Source organism: Mesorhizobium sp. NZP2077, assembly GCF_013170805.1.
Taxonomy (GTDB): Bacteria; Pseudomonadota; Alphaproteobacteria; order Rhizobiales; family Rhizobiaceae; genus Mesorhizobium.
In genome coordinates, this window is record NZ_CP051293.1 from 3,088,804 (window position 1) to 3,107,166 (window position 18,363).

At 64.1% G+C, this 18,363-nt stretch carries 17 protein-coding genes; 9 read left to right on the forward strand and 8 right to left on the reverse strand.

Annotated features, from left to right (window positions below):
- The first annotated feature begins 18 nt into the window (after nt 1–18).
- A complete protein-coding gene (locus tag HGP13_RS15320; RefSeq protein ID WP_172226787.1) occupies nt 19–651 on the forward strand; it encodes a PQQ-binding-like beta-propeller repeat protein in 633 nt (210 codons plus the stop codon).
- A gap of 143 nt (nt 652–794) precedes the next feature.
- Nucleotides 795–1,625 carry an aldo/keto reductase gene (locus tag HGP13_RS15325; RefSeq protein ID WP_172226790.1) on the forward strand — a complete coding sequence of 277 codons (831 nt, stop codon included), beginning with the start codon at nt 795–797 and terminating at the stop codon, nt 1,623–1,625.
- Between the two features lies 1 nt (nt 1,626).
- Here the strand turns inward: HGP13_RS15325 and HGP13_RS15330 are convergent, their stop codons facing one another.
- The 6 genes from HGP13_RS15330 to HGP13_RS15355 form a co-directional block, all read right to left on the reverse strand.
- Nucleotides 1,627–1,944, reverse strand: a complete 318-nt coding sequence (locus tag HGP13_RS15330; RefSeq protein WP_172226793.1) for a MocE family 2Fe-2S type ferredoxin — start codon at nt 1,942–1,944, stop codon at nt 1,627–1,629.
- A gap of 57 nt (nt 1,945–2,001) precedes the next feature.
- Nucleotides 2,002–2,943 carry a substrate-binding domain-containing protein gene (locus tag HGP13_RS15335; protein WP_172226796.1) on the reverse strand — a complete coding sequence of 314 codons (942 nt, stop codon included), beginning with the start codon at nt 2,941–2,943 and terminating at the stop codon, nt 2,002–2,004.
- A gap of 110 nt (nt 2,944–3,053) precedes the next feature.
- Nucleotides 3,054–4,058 carry a sterol desaturase family protein gene (locus tag HGP13_RS15340; RefSeq protein ID WP_172226799.1) on the reverse strand — a complete coding sequence of 335 codons (1,005 nt, stop codon included), beginning with the start codon at nt 4,056–4,058 and terminating at the stop codon, nt 3,054–3,056.
- 39 nt (nt 4,059–4,097) lie between these two features.
- Nucleotides 4,098–4,889 carry a 3-methyl-2-oxobutanoate hydroxymethyltransferase gene (locus tag HGP13_RS15345; RefSeq protein WP_172226802.1) on the reverse strand — a complete coding sequence of 264 codons (792 nt, stop codon included), beginning with the start codon at nt 4,887–4,889 and terminating at the stop codon, nt 4,098–4,100.
- 74 nt (nt 4,890–4,963) lie between these two features.
- Nucleotides 4,964–5,971, reverse strand: a complete 1,008-nt coding sequence (locus tag HGP13_RS15350; RefSeq protein ID WP_172234722.1) for a LacI family DNA-binding transcriptional regulator — start codon at nt 5,969–5,971, stop codon at nt 4,964–4,966.
- Between the two features lie 55 nt (nt 5,972–6,026).
- Nucleotides 6,027–6,335 (reverse strand): hypothetical protein, encoded by a 309-nt coding sequence (locus HGP13_RS15355; RefSeq protein ID WP_172226805.1) that lies wholly within the window; start codon nt 6,333–6,335, stop codon nt 6,027–6,029.
- Between the two features lie 237 nt (nt 6,336–6,572).
- Here HGP13_RS15355 and HGP13_RS15360 point away from each other — a divergent pair, with 237 nt between their 5' ends.
- Entirely contained in the window at nt 6,573–7,214 is a 642-nt protein-coding gene (locus HGP13_RS15360) for a glutathione S-transferase family protein (RefSeq protein ID WP_172234723.1), read from the forward strand.
- A gap of 53 nt (nt 7,215–7,267) precedes the next feature.
- On the opposite strand, the gene HGP13_RS15365 is transcribed toward HGP13_RS15360, so the two are convergent.
- Entirely contained in the window at nt 7,268–9,841 is a 2,574-nt protein-coding gene (locus HGP13_RS15365) for a caspase family protein (protein WP_172226808.1), read from the reverse strand.
- A gap of 386 nt (nt 9,842–10,227) precedes the next feature.
- Here HGP13_RS15365 and HGP13_RS15370 point away from each other — a divergent pair, with 386 nt between their 5' ends.
- Both HGP13_RS15370 and HGP13_RS15375 read left to right on the forward strand, forming a co-directional pair.
- Entirely contained in the window at nt 10,228–11,733 is a 1,506-nt protein-coding gene (locus HGP13_RS15370; protein ID WP_172226811.1) for an ATP-binding protein, read from the forward strand.
- Between the two features lie 7 nt (nt 11,734–11,740).
- The gene (locus HGP13_RS15375; protein WP_172226814.1) at nt 11,741–12,556 is read left to right on the forward strand and encodes a hypothetical protein; all 816 of its coding nucleotides are present in this window, start codon (nt 11,741–11,743) and stop codon (nt 12,554–12,556) included.
- Nucleotides 12,557–12,587: 31 nt separating this feature from the next.
- Here HGP13_RS15375 and HGP13_RS15380 read toward each other — a convergent pair whose 3' ends face one another.
- On the reverse strand, nt 12,588–12,977 hold the full coding sequence (locus HGP13_RS15380) for a MucR family transcriptional regulator (protein WP_172234724.1): 390 nt from the start codon (nt 12,975–12,977) through the stop codon (nt 12,588–12,590).
- Nucleotides 12,978–13,362: 385 nt separating this feature from the next.
- On the opposite strand from HGP13_RS15380, the gene HGP13_RS15385 reads away from it, so the two are divergent.
- The 4 genes from HGP13_RS15385 (at nt 13,363) to HGP13_RS15400 (ending at nt 18,363) form a co-directional block, all read left to right on the forward strand.
- A complete protein-coding gene (locus HGP13_RS15385; protein ID WP_172226817.1) occupies nt 13,363–14,232 on the forward strand; it encodes a DUF6502 family protein in 870 nt (289 codons plus the stop codon).
- Complete coding sequence (locus HGP13_RS37575; protein ID WP_210267856.1) at nt 14,229–15,296, forward strand: DUF5666 domain-containing protein; 1,068 nt, start codon at nt 14,229–14,231, stop codon at nt 15,294–15,296. Before HGP13_RS15385 ends, HGP13_RS37575 begins: the two co-directional genes overlap by 4 nt.
- 740 nt (nt 15,297–16,036) lie before the next feature.
- Nucleotides 16,037–17,542, forward strand: coding sequence for a glycosyltransferase (locus HGP13_RS15395; protein ID WP_172226820.1), 1,506 nt, complete (start codon nt 16,037–16,039; stop codon nt 17,540–17,542).
- Nucleotides 17,542–18,363 carry a hypothetical protein gene (locus HGP13_RS15400; RefSeq protein ID WP_172226824.1) on the forward strand — a complete coding sequence of 274 codons (822 nt, stop codon included), beginning with the start codon at nt 17,542–17,544 and terminating at the stop codon, nt 18,361–18,363. Before HGP13_RS15395 ends, HGP13_RS15400 begins: the two co-directional genes overlap by 1 nt.

Genomic DNA, 18,363 nt, shown 5'->3' on the forward strand with positions numbered 1-18,363 from the left:
ACAATCGAGGATCAAGACATGAAACATTCACCGGCCGAAATCCTGCGCGAGTACGGACCCTTTCCCGGTGTCGAGCGCATACATGGGGTGAGCTTTGACGGCGAGAATGTCTGGTTCGCCTCGGGGGACAGGCTGAACGCTTTCGACCCGGAAAGCGGGCAGAAGCTGCGGTCGATCGATGTCGCCGCCCATGCCGGCACCGCCTTTGACGGCCGGCATTTCTTCCAGCTCGCCAATGATCGCATCCAGAAGATCGATCCCGATACCGGCGCGGTGCTGTCGACGATCCCGGCGCCGGGCGGTGGCCGCGACTCCGGGCTGACCTGGGCCGAAGGCACGCTCTGGGTGGGACAGTACCGGGAGCGCAAAATCCACCAGATCGATCCCGAAACCGGAAAAATCCTGCGCACCATCGAATCCAGTCGCTTCGTCACCGGGGTGACCTGGGTGGACGGCGAGCTGTGGCACGCCACCTGGGAAGGTGACGAGAGCGATCTGCGCCGCGTCGACCCGAAAACCGGCAAGGTTCTGGAGCGGCTAGACATGCCGGCCGGGGTGAGCATTTCGGGGCTGGAATCCGACGGCGCCGACCGCCTCTACTGCGGCAGCACATCCACCGCGGTGGTGCGGGCGGTGCGCCGGCCGAAATGAGCCTATTCCTCTGACGGAGGCATCAGGGTTGTGAAGTCGAGCCGCGCGAATTTGTCCGCCGGCGACTGGTCGTCGCCCCGGTCCGTGCCTAGATAGGCTGCGTTGGGCGACCGCCCGGACATCTCTTCGCAAAGGACCCGACCATGCCCGAACAGATCACGCTGAACGACGGCGCCACCATCCCGCAGCTTGGCCTTGGCGTGTGGCAGGTCGATCACGGCATCACCGCTGATGTGGTCGGCTGGGCGATCAAGGCCGGCTACCGGCTGATCGACACCGCCGAGGGTTATCAGAACGAGGAAGGGGTCGGCGAGGCGATCCGCACTTCCGATGTGCCGAGAAGCGAGCTGTTCATCACCTCGAAGCTGCGAAACGGCGCCCACCAACGCGATGCGGCCCTGCGAGCCTTCGACGACACGATGAAGAAGCTCGGCGTCGAGCAGATCGACCTGTTCCTGATTCACTGGCCAGTGCCAAGCCGGGACAAATATGTCGAGGCCTGGAAAACCCTTATCGAATTGAAGCAGGCCGGCCGCATCAAGTCGATCGGCGTTTCGAATTTCAACCAGGACCATCTGGAGCGCATCATCGGCGAGACCGGTGTGGTCCCGGTGGTCAACCAGATCGAACTGCATCCGCGTTTCCAGCAGCACGCGCTCAGGGAATTTCATGCCGGGCATAACATCCAAACGGAGAGCTGGAGCCCGCTGGGCAGCGGCCGGCTGCTCAGCGACCCGACCATAGCCGGCATTGCCGGGAAGCACGGCAAATCCGCCGCGCAGACGATCATCCGCTGGCACCTCCAGCAAGGGCTGATCGTCATCCCGAAATCGGTCCGCCAGGACCGCATCGTGGCCAATTTCGACGTCTTCGACTTCGAACTGGACGCGCAGGATTTGGAGACGATCGCCGGCATGGATTCGGCCGATGGACGGGATGGACCGAACCCGGCGACGGCGTCGTTTTTGTTTTGAGCTAGTCCGGTAGGTCGACCAGCACGGCGCCGTCTTCCAAGCGCGCCGCGTAGCTCTTGAGATTGATGCAGGGCGGAAGGCGTTTGGCTGCGCCGTTGCGATAGTCGAAGGCGCCGCCGTGCTTGGGGCATTCGACCTCGTAGTCCATCACCAGCCCGTCGGCGAGGTGGACCGCCTCATGGGTGCACAGCCCGTCGGTGCAGAACAATTCGTCGTCGGGCGAGCGGAAGATGGCGTAGGTCCGGCCGCCATGATCAAAACGGCGCGCGCCTTCCTGTTCGATGTCGTCGAGGCCGCAGGCCTTGATCCAATTGGACATTTCTTCTCCGTTGCGATGGCTTGCCGGGACCGCCTCGATGGCGGTCCCGGTGGGCCCTTAGTTCTTGCTGAGGTAGTCGGCCATGTTGGCGGGCGTCACCAGTTCGAAGGGGACATAAACGACGCGATCGACCTTCTCGCCCTTGGCGAGCGCAAGGGCCGCGTCGACGCCGCCGCCGCCTTGGCCTTTGGCGTTCTGGAACACGGTCACCGCGAGGTCGCCCGCCTTCATCGACTGCAGGCCATCCTGCGTCGCATCGATGCCGCTGACCACGACCTTCTTCATGTCGACGCCGTTGGCCTTGAGCGACAGTATGGCGCCAATTGCGGATTCGTCATTGTTGGCGATCACCGCGTCCGGCGCCGGCCCCGCCGTCAGCCAGTTGGTCATCAGATTCTGCGCATTGTCGCGCGCCCATTCCGACGACTGCTTGTCGGTGACCTTGATGAAGTTGCACATGTCGGTGGCGAAGACCTGCTCGACATCCTTGGTTCGCTGCAGGGCCGCCTGGTGAACGAGGCTGCCCATGACGATGTAGGCCGTGGCGCCTGATGATTTGCCCTTTGCACGCAACAGCTTGCAGACTTCGAACGCTTCCAGCGTGCCGGATTCAACCTCGTTGGAGCCAACATAGACCTGCTTGTCCGGCAAGTTCTTCATTTCCGAGGGTTCGAGGTTGACGAACACCAGCGGAATGCCGGCCTTGGCGGCTTCCTCGCTGATCGTCTTCGACGCGTTGGTGTCGACCAGCGTGACGATGATGGCGTCGACGCCGCTGGCGATGAAGTTCTTCACCTGGTCGAGCTGCTTGGCGACGTCGTTCTGCGCGTCCTCGACCTGGATGCCGGCGCCTTTTTCCTTGGCGTGGTCCTGCATACCGTGGATCAGGAGCGTTTGAAAATTGTTGTCGAAGTTGACGATGCTGACGCCGATCTTGGCCGCGAATGCGCTTGTCGACATCAATGTGGCCAGCGCAGTCGAAATGAGAAGTTTCTTCACGGTTTCCTCCCTTGGATGGAGTGCCGGTTCACTCCTCCCTTGATTACCGGCCCTTGCGGGATGGATGGGTGGATGGCTGGCGCCATCCGTGTGGCTGTCTGCTTGGGCTGTTAGTTGGCGGCGTTGGCGCGCGCCTTCTTCTGCTCATAGCGGGCCTGCATGCGGGCCTCGCCATCCTTGCTGCCGTCGTGGAAGGTGCCGAACCACCTATCGAACGGGATCAGGCCATCGCCGTAGTTCACCTCGAAATATTTGTGGTGGAGGTAGTGGATGTAGGCATGGCTATCGACGCTCGCATTCTCGCCCAGCTCGATCTTGTCGAAGCCGACATGGCCGGGAATGGCGCCGAAGCCGGCGTAGTGCAACTGATAGAGCGCGAGGATCGGGTTCGACGGGATGACCAGGTGCCAGAGCGCCACGCCGAGGTAGCCGAACTGCTCGACCGGGTGCATCGCCAGCGACGACCATGGCGACGGGTTCACCGAATTGTGGTGCACCGAATGCACCCATTTGTAGAGCGGCGGCCAGTGGATCGCGCGGTGCAGCAGGAAGAAATGCGTCTCGTGGATGATCGGCACCGCCAGCGCCAGGCCGAAGAGGTAGACCGGGTGCGAAGTGAAGGTCAGCCACGGCACATAGCCATTGGCGTAGGCGTAGAGAATGCCGACCTCTATCGCCGTCCAGATCGGCATGCCGGTGCCGAAGGTGCGCAGCATGTTGTCGAGGTTCTGGTTCTGGAAGAAGAACGCCTTGCTCTTCTGCTCCGACGGCCATTTGCCGTTGTATTTGAATCGGTTGCCTTGGCTTCTCAACATGTAGAGTCGGAGTTCGAAGACGCCGAAGAACACAAGCAATGCCGCACAGTTGACGAGGAACAGCCGCAGGATCCAGTCCCAGCCAAGCGTCTTCATCACCTCGACATCGGGCAGCACGAAGTGCCACCAGGCCACCGCCGAGAGCGCGAAGAGGAGATTGTAGGGCAGGAAATAGTGCGGCAGCCATTTGAGGAACGCCAGCGGTCGCGGCGGGAAGGTAAAGAGCGGCGCCGTGCCGGCAGGCTCGTTCGGAGCCCATTCGCCGCGCTTGTTGCGTGTGCCGTACTTCAGATCGTCCATGGCGGTCTCGCAAGGTCTTGGTTTCACAAAGACTTGGCTTCACAAAGACTGGGAGAGGGTGAGGAAGCGGTCATGGGCGGCATCGTCCATGTCCACCTGGTGCTGGGCTTCGGGATAACGGCCATCGGTCACGTCGCGGCCGAAGGCGCGGAAGGCGGCGATGCGCTTCTCCTGCAGTTCGGTTTCCAACGTGACAAAATCGGCATAGCGCCTGGCGTGGCGGGGATAGTGGCCGCTGTGGGTGCCGAGCACGTCGGAGGAAAACAGATATTGCGTGTCGCAGGCCGAGCCACAGCCCATGCCCATGGTGATCAGCGGTGTCGAGCGCGTGATGTGCTCGGCAAGCCTGACCGGCACCACCTCGACCTCGATGCAGGCGGCGCCCGCATTCTCCAAATCCTTGGCGGCGCGCAGCACCGTGATCGCCTCTTCGGCTGATTTGCCGATGGCGCGGAAATTGGTCCAGGTGGCGCGGTTGGGCACCAGGCCGACATGGCCGGTGACGGGAATGCCTTCGGCCGCCATGGCCTCGATGAAGCGCGGCGAATGCGATGAATAGACCGCATCGGCGCCGCGCTTCATCATCGCGAAGCCGAGCCGCACCGCTTCGTCAGGCGAGGCGACCGCGCCATGCGGCATCCCTGCGGAGAGGAAGGCGAAGGGTGCTGCCTGGCGAATGGCTTCGAGATTGTGGTCGGGTTCGCAGGACAGGATGACGATGTCGCACGCGACAGCGGCCGCCGCCTCGGACGGCGTGTCGACATGCAGCTGCAGCCATTTCTTGCTGCCCTTGGCGCCTTGCAGGTCGTGTACCGTCAGCCGTCTCGCCACCAGTGATCCTCCCATTTGCGAGAGGCGTAGCATCGCGGCCGGCGGAAGGCCGCTTGTTCCTTGATCAAATCAGATCAAAGGTTCTCGGCGGTGAAAGTTATGAAGCGGATCGGCGGGTTGTCGATTGGCAGGTCGTGCAGGCCAAGCCGGGCCAGGATGAGATCGATTGCGCGGCGAGCCTGCGCTTCCGGCGCCTGGTCGAGCACGACGTCCATGGTGCCCGCGCGCAGGGCCGCGCTGCTGCACTCGGTCAGCTCATGGCCGACGAAGAAAATCTCATGGCGGCGCGGATGGCGAGCCAGCACCTCGTTCAGCGAACCGTTGCCGCCGCCGGCATTGTAGAAGCCGGCGAGATCGGGGCGGTGCCTCAACACCTCGACCAGAAGGTCTGCGCTGCGGCGCCCTTCGTCATGGCCAAACAGCACCTCGGCGAAGGTGAGGTCGGCGCGCGGATGCTCGGCAAGATAATCGGAAAAGCCGCGGATGCGGTCGCGGTGCACCTGGTAGATCTGGCTGTGGCAGAGCGCGACGATGCCACCACTGCCCGTCTGCATGCGGCTCATCAACTGCGCGGCCATGCGGCCGGCGGCGTAATTGTCGATGCCGACATAATCGGCCTTCGAGCCTGCGATGCGGGTCACCACCTGGACCGTCGGTACGCCTTGCGCCTCGACTTCGGCAAGGGCCGCACGGATCAACGGATCGTCCGGCACCGCCAGGATCAGACCGCCACGGCGCATACCAGGCTCGCGGATGCGCCGGGCCACGGCCGTGGCGTCGCCTTCGTCGAGAAAAGTCCGGTGCACGGCGACCGTGCGGTCGAGCGTGGCGGCGATGCGCTCGAAGGCACGGGACAGGCGCGAGAAAAAGGTCGAGTCCGGCCGCACCAGGATGACCTCGATGCGGATGATGCCGCGATGGGCCTCAGGAAGCCGGCGCGGATAGTCGAGCGAGCGCGCGGCGGCGACCACTTTCTCGACCGTCTCGGGTCGCACGCCGCCCCGGCCGTTGAGCACGCGCTCGACCGTCGCGGTGCCGACGCCGGCGCGGCGGGCAATGGCGGCGAAGGTCGGCTTGGTGATGGCGGGCTCCTGATCTGATTTGATCAGGGGAGATATCATATCTTGCTGGGAACCCTCAAATCCCCGACCCATCCAACTGCTGCGCGTCCTCGCCTTCCCAGGGCGCCGGCAGCGAGGCGCCGCGGCTGAGGTTGGCCGAGGGCAGGGGCATCCAGCACTTCAGCTCGGGGTCGGCGTATTCGACGACGCGGCCTGGCGAGGAGTCCGATGCGCGCCAGCCTTCGCCGGCGAACTGGTCGCCGCGCGCCCAGTAGGCGAGGTCGACTTCCGCCGGCCCCTGTTCGGACGGACGGACCGTGACCAGGATCCGGCTGCCGTCCTTGGGCGCGCTCGACATGTGGCGCCACCGTTCGGGCTCGTCCATCGCAATTCCTCCTGCCTTGGTCCGAGGTGAAGTGTCGCCTCGCCATCAGGGGCGGTCAACCCAAACTTTGCGCAATCCGTCCTGTTTCGATTGGCAGCCAAGCGCCTCAGTCGGCCTTGGAATGACTGAAATGTCGGATACCATCGGTTGCTTTCGTCCTTGGTCTGGCGATGTTCGCCAGGACAAGGAGAGGCATTCATGAGTGACAAGGTCGAGCCGATGCCGGCTGCGGGCGAAATGAAACTGTTCTTCAGCCGCAATCCCAATCCGCGCCTGGCGGTCGCGGTGGCGCGACATCTCAAGGCCGAGGTGACCTTCGAATTCGCGTCACCGTTCGCGCCGGGGCAAGCGGAGCGATTCCGGCCGCTCAATCCCAACCTTTCCCTGCCCATACTGGCGTGGCCGGGCGGCAGTCTTTGGGAAGCGGACGCCATAGCCTGCCGGCTGTCGCGCGGGGCGCGTTCCGATTTCTGGCGCACCGGTGATGACGAGCCCGAGATGATCCGCTGGCTGAGCTGGGGCAAGGAGAATTTTGCGCGGGCCTGCGACATGGTGCATTTCGAGCGTGGCACCAAGCAGCGCTATCATCTAGGCTCGATCGATCACCAACTGGTCGAGGAGGGGCTGACATTGTTTCACAAGACGGCTGCGATCCTTGAGGCAGAGCTTGGCAACCGGCAATGGCTGGTGGGGAGTTCGGTTTCCTATGCCGATTTCCGCATGGCGACCTTCCTGGCCTTCAACGAAGTCGGCGGCCTGCCGCTTGGCGACTATCCCGGGCTTGCCGGCTGGTATCGCCGGCTCGAAGCCATCGACGCCTGGCGCGACCCTTTCGAGGGGCTGGATGCGCCCGAACTGCCGCCGGTGAAATCCACCTGAGGCGCTGCGCCAAAAGCGCTCTGTGCCAATGACACGACCTGAGCGGCCTGCGCTTACTTCGCCTGCGCTAGCTGTTGTTCCACCAGGCCGAGTTCCTTCTCGTAGAACCCTTCGAAGCCTGAGGAATATTGCTGCTCGCGAAAGATGTCGCGGGCAGCGATGAAGGCGTCGCGGGCGGCCAGAAGGCTGGCCTTGTCGTGGGTCCTGGTGCCGATGGCGAGCAGGATTTCGCCGCGCACAGAATGGGTCTTGCCCCAGATGACCGGCGATTTGTCGCGCTTCAGTTCGGTGAGCGCCAGGTCCATCTGCTCCAGCGCCTTGCGGTAGAGCGGCACACTGTCTTCGGCGTCTCCCATGAAGCGATAGGCGCGGCCGATATTGTAGGTGATGGTCGCCCAGGTGAAGGGATCGCGCGCCCGGGTGATCACCTCATGCGCCTTGTCGAACGTGTCAATCGACTGTCTGAAATAGTCCGAGCCCTTTCCGCGCTGGCCAAGCGCCAACAGAGCAGCACCAAGGTTGTTTTCGGTCGATGCCCAATCGACGGGCTGCTTGTCGCGCGTGCGGACTTCGAGCACATCTTCGAACGCCGCGACCGACGCCTCGAGCATCTCGGTGCCATCCTGCAGATCGCCGAGCTGGCGCATCGAAACGGCGAGATTGGCCTCGGCCATCGCCCATTGCACCGGCACCTTCTCGCGCGTCCAGACGGTCAGCGCGCCATGGAACGCTTCGATCGCCTGGCTCAGGTTCTTCTTCGCATTGCCTGCATCCCCCATGGCGGAGAGTTCGTTGCCGATGTTGTTCTGCAGCCCCGCCCAGGCGTCGGGGTCGATCTCTTTCCTGTAGACTTTCAGGGCCTGCCGAAACGCCTCTATGGCCTTGTTGTAGTAGGCCATACCACCGGCGCGCTGGGCCATCAGATCGTAGGCGTTGCCGAGATTGATCTGCACCGTTGCCCATTCCTGCGGATTGCGCTTGCGGGTGAAGACCTTGAGCGCATCTTCATAGACGCCGATTGCCTGCTCGACGCGCGCGGTGCCGTTCTCGCGCTCGGCCAGTGCCGTCAGCGTGATGCCTTCGTTGATGGCGACGCCGGCGGGGCCGCCGAAAACAGTGACGCCGGGCAGAAGCTTTGCCGCTTCGTAGACATCGACGGCCTGCTGAAGTGCCGCGTTCTCGCCCTTGACCATGCCCTGGTCGGTCAATGCATCGGCCTCGAAGACCTTGTAGAGGAAGGCGGCCTTCGGGTCCCAGCGCTCGGTCTGGCGGAAGGCGTCCTCGTAACGCTCGGCGGCGGTGCGATAGTCGAAGTTGAGGATCGCGGTGCGGGCATGGTCGGCGAAAGTGCCAGCCAATTCCAGCCGCCTCTGCCTGATATCAGCCTCGGCCTCGTCGAGCTCTTTGCTGATCTCCTCGGCACGGGCGCTGGCCCTGGCGCGGAAGGTCAGCGCCAAATTGATCGCGCCTTCCGATTGCGCGCGGTCGGCAAGGCCGGAAAGCCGAATCAATTCCGGATCCTGCCGGGTTTCGGTGTCGTGGCGGTTGAGGATCTCGCGCAGCTTCTGTGCACCCGCCGCGAGCTGCGCCTGCAAATCGGCGGGTCCGGCCGATGTGTCGACCTGCAAGGCGCCGAGCATGCCGTAGAGCTGGTCGAGTGGCACCTCGTTCTGCGCCGCCACGGTCTCGACCATCGAGCGCTGCCCGGCCGGTGTCGCGGCGATGGTCAGCAGGAGCTTGCGCCGCGCGGAACGGATCGAGGCCTCGTCGCTGCCGGTTTCCTCCGGCGCCTGGCCGAAATAGAGCAGGCGCCGCAAGCTGGCGTTCGTCCAGGGCAATTGCCGGCCGCCGGTCTTCACATAGACCTCCTCGGCAACCATGGTCATGACATCGCCGAAGGCGAAGCCGCCGGCAGCGAGATGTTTCAAAAGGGCGGCGGCATAGGGGCTGTTGCCGCCGGGCTCCCCGTCGAGCGCCGCATGGCCGGGCTCGGCGGCAAAGCCGATGACCTCGCCCAAGCTCTGCGGCGCGCCGGATGCATCCGCAAGGGGAGCCGCACCCCGAGCGAGATCGAGCCCGGCGGCGGCGACCGGCGCCGGCCCGGACGGGGCGGCTAGCGTCGCGTCCAGCGGAAACGGGTTGGAGCGGCAGGCGTCGAGCAGCACGATCGCCACCGGCACTCTGGCTTTGAGTTCAGCCAACAGAGCGGAGACCGGCACCAGCCGATTCGCCGGATCGGCAAGCGAGGAGGCGTCCGCCTCGACCGGCACCAGGTAATTCTCGCCGCCGGCCTCGATGCCGTGGCCGGAATAGTAGAGCAGGGCGACATCGGCGCCGGCCGCGTCCTCGACGAAATGCTTGAGGCCGCGCGCCAGGCGAGGCCCATCGCCATCGGGAATGGAGCTGACCTCGAAGCCTAGGCTGGTCAAAAGCTGGGCGACGGCGCGCGCATCGTTGGCCGGGTTGGGAAGCGCGGGCAGGGAACGGTATTGCGATTCACCGATGACCAGTGCCACGCCGCGCAACGGCCTGACGTCATCGGCCCGTGCCGGCCATGCCAGCACGAAAGCCTGCAGCGCCAGCAGCAGCCATGCAGCGCAAAAAGCAAAGCGATGCCAACCCGCCATGCAAAACCCCGATAAGCCCAACCCATGCTAACCGGCATAAAGTGGCGGCTCAATGACGGATCGAATTTGCCTAGGGGTGAAAAAACTGACGACCGGCGTATACACAAAATGAACTTGAAAACGCCGGCCGCCGTTTGGGGCGTTGGGGTGCATCACGTTTGGGGCGCGGTGCAAGGTCAGGCTACTCGGATGCCGGACGGCTTCAATCGGAACACCGGCCCATGGTAAACAGGTGGTTACTATCCACAGGTCGGCAACCACCCTTCGGGCTCTTCGTTGTCGCTCACAGCTGTGTGCAACACCGCACGGCCGGCCATAGGCGCTCGACGGGCAGCACCTGGGTTGCTAAGCCCCATGCCGCGCAGGAGACCTTTTTGAGTCGAGACATGACCGTTGCGATCGAGATGGGACACACCAATGCGGGCGCCCCAGCGAACCTTGATCTCGAGGAGCTGCTGGCGACCCGCCTTCTTGTGCAGGGCAATTCGGGCTCCGGCAAGTCGCATCTGTTGCGCCGGCTGCTCGAGCAGAGCGCACCCTGGGTGCAGCAGACCATCATCGATCCCGAAGGCGACTTCGTCTCGCTGGGCGAGCGCTACGGCCATCTGGTGATCGACGCCGAGGAGCATACCGAGCGCGGCCTGCAGGCGGCCGGCGAGCGGGCACGCATCCACCGCGTCTCCACCGTGCTCAATCTCGAAGGGCTCGACGCGGAGAACCAGATGCGGCGCGCCGCCGCCTTCCTCGGCGGCCTGTTCGAGGTTGCCCGCGACCACTGGTACCCGATGCTGGTGGTGGTGGACGAGGCGCAGCTGTTCGCGCCGGCTGTGGCCGGCGAGGTTTCCGACGAAGCGCGAAAACTCTCGCTGGGGGCCATGACCAACCTGATGTGCCGTGGCCGCAAGCGCGGGCTTGCCGGCATTATTGCCACGCAGCGGCTGGCCAAGCTCGCCAAGAACGTCGCGGCGGAAGCCTCCAATTTCCTCATGGGCCGTACCTTCCTCGACATCGACATGGCGCGCGCCGCTGATCTGCTCGGCATGGAGCGGCGCCAGGCGGAGGCTTTTCGCGACCTGGAGCGCGGGCAGTTCATGGCGCTCGGCCCCGCGCTGTCGCGCCGGCCGCTCGGCTTGCGCATCGGCCCGACCGATACAAGCCCGCGCAACGGCACGCCACGGCTGATGGCCATGCCGGAGGCAGCCCTCGAGGACGCCCGCGCCATCATCCTGGCGGCACCCCCGCCCGAGACGATGCGCGCGCCGCGCCGCGTGGCGTCACCAGACCTGCTCGACCAGTTGATGGCGGCGAAGTCGGCGGCGCTGGAAATCCGCCCCGAACCGGCGGAGCCGCAAATCAGCGCCGAGGACCTGGCGGAGCGGCGCGAGCGGGTGGACCGCGTGCTGCGCGCCATTCTGGCGCAGCCCGATGCAGGGTTTCGGGTGATCGGCGTGCTCTACCAGGAATTCGTGGTGCGCTGCCGCATAGAGGGCCTCGCCTCTGTCGTGCCTGACTTACCGGAGTTCCGCCGCATGCTGACGCGCGCCCGCGCGGGCCTCGGCTCCGACATGGCAGCGGGAGACGACGCCTGGCGGGACGTTTCCGTCCGCGCGTCGTTGCTGCCCGACGACATGCAGGGCGTGTTTATGATGATCGCGCGAGCGGCCAAGGAGGGCTGGCCTTGCCCGAGCGACGCCGCGATCGCGCGCGCCTATGGTTCGCACTCGCTGCGCCGCGCCCGGCGTCTCCTGACCTATATCGAGGAGCAAGGCCTGATTGTCTGCCAGCTCGACGGCACGGGAAAGCGCACCGTGACGCTGGTCGAACTGGCCTGGGCCACGGCCCCCGGCGACCCCAACGCCGAGGAGGTGGAGCAGGGGAGCCTGGCGCTGTGAGGGGGCTATGACGCGCTCGACTCCTGGCGGATCGCAGACACAGCCTGGCGGCAATGCCGCCCGGGTGCGCATCATGGGGACGCCGCGGTCCGGCACGAATCTCGCCAAGCTCCTGGTCGAAACCCATCTCGGCGTGCCTGTCGTCTTCGACCAGGGCTTTTGGAAGCATGGGATCTTTCCGGCGCTGATGAACGGACGCGACCTTGGATATGGCGACTTGCCCATCATCGTGATGAGCAAGGATCCCATTACCCAGCTTCTGTCATGGTTCCGTTACAGCAGGAACGACAGCCTCTTCAGGCCGGCCAGACATCTCGGTCCGTTCTTGAGCGGGCCTTTCGAAATCAGGCAGGATTTCACGCAGCCCAGGATGACCTACAGGTTCCGCACACCTGCCGATTACTGGAACCAGTTCTACTTTGCCCTGGAAGCCTTGCGCGGCACCGGCGCGCCGGTGCATTTCGTCAGCTACGAGCAGCTCGTTTCGACGCCGGCGCTTTGCCTCGCTTCGATTTCGCGTTTTCTCGACCTGTCCCCGCCTTTCGACGCCGGCGCCACGGTGACCATCCCACGGCATGCGCTCGCCGCGAGCAATGACATCGACCGGCCGACGGGCCCGGCCGCCAAGCAGGGTCCGTTCGATCCCTCGCGCGCGGATCTGGCATCGGCACTCGCCAGGATCGGATGGCGCAATGCCCGCCTCATCCTGCGCGACATCGACGATGACGTGCTCGATGCAACCGGCCGGGCCGGATTTCGCAAAACCTGGCGGAAAGCGATTGGTCCCGCGGCGATAGCGAGGTCGTTCATCGGCTTCTGGTGAGGGTGGTGCGCCACGCCGCGCTTCCGACGGTCTATTTCTGTTTTCGGCCCAGCCCCATGGATTTGGCGAGTTTCGAGCGCGTTGCGGAATAGTTTGGCGCCACCATCGGGTAGCTGGAAGGCAGGTTCCACTTCTTTCGATACTGGTCCGGCGTCAGGCCATAGTTCGTCTCGATATGCCGCTTCAGCGATTTGAAACGCTTGCCGTCCTCCAGGCAGATGATGAAATCCGGCGTGACGGATTTTTTCACGGGGACGGCATATCTGATCTCGTCAGGCCCGCCATCGGCAACGCCATCCGAAATATTCCGGATCGATGCGTGTATTTTTCCGATGAAGTCGGGAAGCTCGGCGGCGGGAATGGGATTGTTCGAGACATAGGACGAGACAATGTCGGCGGTTATGGAAATAACCGGATCGATATGCGTTCCATTTCCGGCGTATGCGCCGGCGCCGCTGACTTCATCAGGCGTTTCTTCGAAAATCCCCCCGCCCCGAACGATGGTTGGTCTGACATAAGGCTTCTTCAAAAGGCTTCTCCTGGACGAGCATGGTCTGGTGGTTACATCCGCTTGGTATAGTTGTGGGAAAATTTCACACGTGTCAACTGGCGTAAACCAAGATGATTTGGCCAAGTCGAGATGTCTTTCCCCATCGGGGTGCGGGCAACCGAACTACGCGACAGAAGGACCGCCGATGTCGCTTCTTTGGCCGGCGCCCTTGTGGAAGCATTTCCCACAAGCTATTTTCGGCAGGAATTTCCGAGGGATGGATGATCGATCTCGCGATTGAGAAGTGAAGGCGACGATGAGCAAATCGGCGGGACAATATCTGGATGCCGCAGGCGTCCAGGGCGCGTTGAACCGGGTTCTTCGCCCGCTGGTGCGGCTCGCCATCAAGTGCGGGGTGACCTTTCCGGCCTTCGTCGATCTGTTGCGCCAACTCTACGTCAATGTGGCCGAGCATGAATTCGCCTTGCCCGACAAGCAGCAGACCGACTCCAGGGTCAGCCTGCTGACGGGCGTCCACAGGAAGGAAGTCAGCCGGCTGAGAGGGGCGGGCGCGCCGGTGCGGGTGGTGCCCGATTCCGTGTCCCGGACGAGCGCCATCGTCGCGCGCTGGCTGGCCGATCCGCTGTTCGTCGACGCCAAGGGCGTGCCGTTGCCGCTGGCGCGGACGAGCGAGGCGGGAGAGCCGTCCTTTGCCGGCCTGGTGGAATCGGTTACCCGCGATCTCAGGCCGCGCGCCGTTCTCGACGACTGGCTCGACCGAGAGCTGGTCGAAATCGACGGCAAGGATCGCATCGTCCTGATGGAAGGGGCGATGGTGCCGCGCGGCGACGGCGAGGTCCGGCTTTACTACTTTGCCCGCAATCTCGGGGATCATGCGGCCGCCTCGGTCGAGAACGTTCTGGCTGACGCTCCGCCCTTCCTCGAGCGCGCCGTCCATTATGACGGGCTGTCGGAAGAGCTTGCCCGGTCGCTCGAGGCCTACAGCCGCGAGATCGCGGTCGAAACGCTGCTGCGCCTCAACAAATACGCAAACCAGGCCATTCAAAACGACCCGGGCGGGAACAGCCGCTGGAACTGGGGCGTCTATATCCTCACCGCCGACGGCACGTCGCTGGTTGCCGAGGAATCGCCTGAGATCAAGGATGCCGGCGGAGAGACGGCATGAGCGGCAGGCCGACGAGACGGGGTTTCCTGACGCTCGCAGCCACCGTGCCGGCGGTGTTCTTCAGCCTGCTCGCGCGGGCGACCGAACAGCCGAAAGACCAGGGCGTTGGCGGCACCGGCTGGACAGCGGGGACCGAGGGCGACCAGGGCATCGGCGGCACCGGCATCGTCGGCACGATCCAGCGCTTCGGCAGCATTTTCGTCAACGGCGTACGGGTTCAGTACCAGCCTGACGTGCCGGTCTGGGTCGACGGCGTCCGTGTCGCCTCGAACAGGCTGAAGGTCGGGCATGTCGTTCGCGTCGCGGTGGTCCAAAAGACCGACCGCGTGATGACCTCCGCCATCCATGTTACCAGCGAGGTTGTGGGACCGGTCGAGCGCAAGACCGCCGGCTCGATGCGGGTGCTGGGACAGCAGGTCGACATCAGCCAGCTTGCGGAGGCATCGACGGTCGGGGTGGGCGATATCGTCGCCGTCCACGGCATTCGCCGGCCCGACGGGAAAATCGTTGCCAGCCTGGTGGAGGCCAGGCCGGATGAAACGCATTATCTGGTTCGCGGCCTGGCGGTGGTGCGGTCGGGCGCGTTGCTGGTCGGGCGGCTGAAGATCGGACAGGGATCATCGCCGCTGGCAAATCGACGCGTGCAACTGACCCTCGCCAAGGCCACGGACGGATACAAGATCGTGCATCTGGAAGCGGAAGCACCGGTGCCGCAGGCCCATGTCGCCGATGTTCTCTACGAGACGTTCCTGCAGCGCCGCGGACATCGGCTGGAATCGGGTCTGGGCATCGCCGTCGACAATCAGAACGGCGATGTGACATCGACGGCTGCCGTCCGGGCGTTTATCGAGGTCGGGTTCGATCGCGCGGGCAATGTCCTTTCGGCGTCGCGTGGGCACAATGCCGGCGGGCCGTCACCGAACCAGCCCGGCATGCCGCCGGGTCCGCCTCCCGGCGGACCGACCGGGCCGGGGGGACCGACCGGGCCGGGGGGACCGACTGGACCGGGCGGACCTGGGGGGGCCGGGGGACCAGGCGGCCCTGGTGGGCCGGGCGCGCCTTAGCAGCAAATCTCCGGCGTTGGCGCTGCCCCTCACTGTCCTGCCGGACATCTCTCCCCGTAAACGGGGCGAGAGGGGCTCGCCTCGATGCCGCGCCATCTCAGCAGTACTGATGATTGGCGAAAGCAGAGATGGGAGCGTCCTTCGCCCCGTTTACGGGGAGAAGATGGCGGCAGCCAGATGAGGGGCAGCGCAAACGGCTGGCCGTTGTGGCGCGGCGGAATGGTCCATCGTTTCAGCAAACGCTGAACGCCTCCATTTCCTTAGCTTTGCGCATTTTCGCATGGGAACACCCCTCGCGCTTCTGCCAGCGTTCTGGAGGAAGCAACGATCCGGCCGGTCCGTCCTTTGCGATAGACAGAACCGGCCGGCACAGCCGTACGGGGCTCGTTGGGTTGGGGCGTAAGCTTTTTTTGGTACGGCTGCTTTCCGCGGACCATACGGGGGGCGGACGGTCCGCTGAATCCTATGGAATGTCCTGGCTTCCTTTCCTCTCGCAGTCGCTGACGGACTCAACATGTGGGAAAATTACCCATAAGTCAACTGTGTGCTCTTGACGTGGGTAAATTTCCCGCATACATGAAATTGACACCTGAGGACGATCATTTCCGATCCTCGGGCCTCGGAACAAGGCAAGACAATCCGAAATGATGCGGCCGAAATGATGCGGCTTTGGCCGCGACGGATTTCGTTGCCTCCGGATCGAGTTGATTTTCGGTGCAGCAACCCTCGAAGGTAAACCATTGAAAAAACTGTATAATGATCCCTCCCTGCCGTTTCGCTGGGGGCCGCATCCGCCAGTGGGTATCCCGCGCGTCGAAACGGCGCTCATCCGTCAGGCGCTGCGATGGAAGGGTTCGCCGGTCGGCTTCTTCATCGTCGACGCCTGGGGGCACGGTCAAAGGCTCGATGAAACGGAACTTCGCTATCTCCGTCGGCTGGTCGACGGCGACCTGCTGCAACCGATTGGCAGCGAGGGAAGCTCGTATCTGGCGCGGCTGTGGAAAGTGCTGTCGATCATGCGGGCGGCGCCCTTCGCCGCCGGACGCGAGTTCGATCGCGTGGCGGCGATCTTCCTCTCGGGGTCCGATAAGAGACGCGGGGTCAAGTTTCAGCTGTCGAAAACGGCGATCCGGCTGTTCAAGATCGTGAAGTCGGCGCTGCGCCCAAGCAGGCTCGATAGCGGCGATCCGTTGAAAGACGAAAACGCCATCTGCTTTCTGTCCAGCGCCAGCGTCCACGAACTGGCCTCGGGCAAGTTCGCGAGGAGAAAAGCAAAAAGCGGCATCTTCACCCTGATGCACGACCTCATTCCGATCGATTTTCCGCAATTCGTCGGTCCGCATCACGCGCGCGGTTTCGTGCGCAACACGGCATGGCAGCTGGACAATGTGCAGCTGCTGGTCTGCGTGTCGAAATACACCGCCGACAGGGTGAAATGCCATGCCAAGGCCTCCGGCATTGGCCGGGTCCCGCGGGTCGCGGTTGCATCGCCCGGCGCGTTCCTGAGGGAAGGCGTCAGCGACCGGGAAATGTCCACTGAGCGGCAAAACCGGAACCGCAGATTCGTCCTCTACTGCTCGACGATCGAGATCCGCAAAAACCACATCCTGCTGCTCAAGGTCTGGCAGCGGCTCTTGCCGCTGCTAGGAGAGCGGCTGCCGACGCTCGTGCTGTGCGGCCGCTGGGGCTGGATGTATGAGGAACTCACCGCCTTCATGGCTGAGCATCCCGAACTTGCCGAGCATGTCCAGTTTCGCTCCAACCTCAGCGACCGGGAGCTGGCGGAACTCTACCGGGACGCCGAATTCAGCGTCTACCCCTCAGCGGTCGAAGGCTGGGGGCTGGGCGCCGCCGAGTGCCTCGATTTCGGACTGCCGGTGCTGATTTCGGACGCGCCTTCGCTGACGGAGGCGACGCAAGGGCTGATGCCGACCATTCCCGCGCACGACGTCGAAGGCTGGTGTGCCGCGGTCGCCAAGGCCTGCACCGATCCGGTCTGGCTGGCGGAATTGCGCCACACGATCGCGACGCGCTACCGCCCGATCCGCGAGCGAGAATTTTTCGCGACCATTGTCGACCACGTCGCGGCAATCGACGCTGTCGCGGAAGCCGACGCTGAGACCGACCCTGTCGCTGAGATCGCCTTCGACGATTTCGCGCCGAGGATTTACGGGCCGGCGGCGGCAGGGCAGGTCAGGCAGCCCAGCGCATTGGCCGCCGACCAACCGGCATTTCGTGGGGCGTGATGGGAAGCATTGTCGATATGTCGACGCTCGGCGGCGCGCGGGAGCGCTCCGGCACTGTTGCGGTGCGGGTGATGGGGACGCCGCGTTCCGGCACCAATCTGGCGAAATATCTGCTCGAACGTTACCTCGGGGTGCAAATCGTCTTCGATCACGGCTTTTGGAAGCACGGGGTCTTTCCGGCGCTGGTGAACGGGCGCGACATTCAGTATGGCGACTTGCCCATCGTCGTCCTCAGCAAGGATCCCGTCAGCCAGATCCTGTCGTGGTTCCGCCTTGCCAGGAACGATACGATTTTCAAGCCGAACGGCAATCTCGGCTCGTTTCTCACGCAGTCCTTCGACGTCAGGCAGGATTTCACCGCGCCGAAGCGCATGGAGTACAGGTTCCATTCGCCGGCCGATTACTGGAACCAGTTCTATTTCGCCATGGATGCGCTTCGCCGCTCCGGCGCGCCGGTGCATTTTGTGCGCTATGAGCAGCTGGTTTCAGAACCGGCCGAGTGTCTCGGTTCGACCTTGCGTTTTCTCGATCTTGCCTCGGTCTTCGATGACCGCCGGGTGGTGGCTCTCCCCAGGCACACGCTCGGCGCGAGCAATGATTTTGACCCGGCGCAAAGCCCGGCGGATGAGAAGATTTTCGACCCCGCGCGCGCCGAGCTCACATCGGCGCTGGCCAGGATGGGATGGCGCAATGCCCGCGCCATCCTGCGCGCCGTCGACGACGACGTGCTGGATGCCACGGGCCGGTCCGGATTTCGCCAGACCTGCCGCGAGGCGGTTGGCCCGGCCGCCATACTGAGGTCGCTCGTCGGCTTCTGGTGA

Coding starts and splice junctions, on each gene's coding strand:
- HGP13_RS15370 (WP_172226811.1), top strand. CDS start 10,228: ATGACCGTTGCGATCGAGATGGGACACACCAATGCGGGCGCCCCAGCG.
- HGP13_RS15325 (WP_172226790.1), top strand. CDS start 795: ATGCCCGAACAGATCACGCTGAACGACGGCGCCACCATCCCGCAGCTT.
- HGP13_RS15365 (WP_172226808.1), bottom strand. CDS start 9,841: ATGGCGGGTTGGCATCGCTTTGCTTTTTGCGCTGCATGGCTGCTGCTG.
- HGP13_RS37575 (WP_210267856.1), top strand. CDS start 14,229: ATGAGCGGCAGGCCGACGAGACGGGGTTTCCTGACGCTCGCAGCCACC.
- HGP13_RS15340 (WP_172226799.1), bottom strand. CDS start 4,058: ATGGACGATCTGAAGTACGGCACACGCAACAAGCGCGGCGAATGGGCT.
- HGP13_RS15330 (WP_172226793.1), bottom strand. CDS start 1,944: ATGTCCAATTGGATCAAGGCCTGCGGCCTCGACGACATCGAACAGGAA.
- HGP13_RS15385 (WP_172226817.1), top strand. CDS start 13,363: ATGAGCAAATCGGCGGGACAATATCTGGATGCCGCAGGCGTCCAGGGC.
- HGP13_RS15375 (WP_172226814.1), top strand. CDS start 11,741: ATGACGCGCTCGACTCCTGGCGGATCGCAGACACAGCCTGGCGGCAAT.
- HGP13_RS15320 (WP_172226787.1), top strand. CDS start 19: ATGAAACATTCACCGGCCGAAATCCTGCGCGAGTACGGACCCTTTCCC.
- HGP13_RS15360 (WP_172234723.1), top strand. CDS start 6,573: ATGAAACTGTTCTTCAGCCGCAATCCCAATCCGCGCCTGGCGGTCGCG.
- HGP13_RS15400 (WP_172226824.1), top strand. CDS start 17,542: ATGGGAAGCATTGTCGATATGTCGACGCTCGGCGGCGCGCGGGAGCGC.
- HGP13_RS15355 (WP_172226805.1), bottom strand. CDS start 6,335: ATGGACGAGCCCGAACGGTGGCGCCACATGTCGAGCGCGCCCAAGGAC.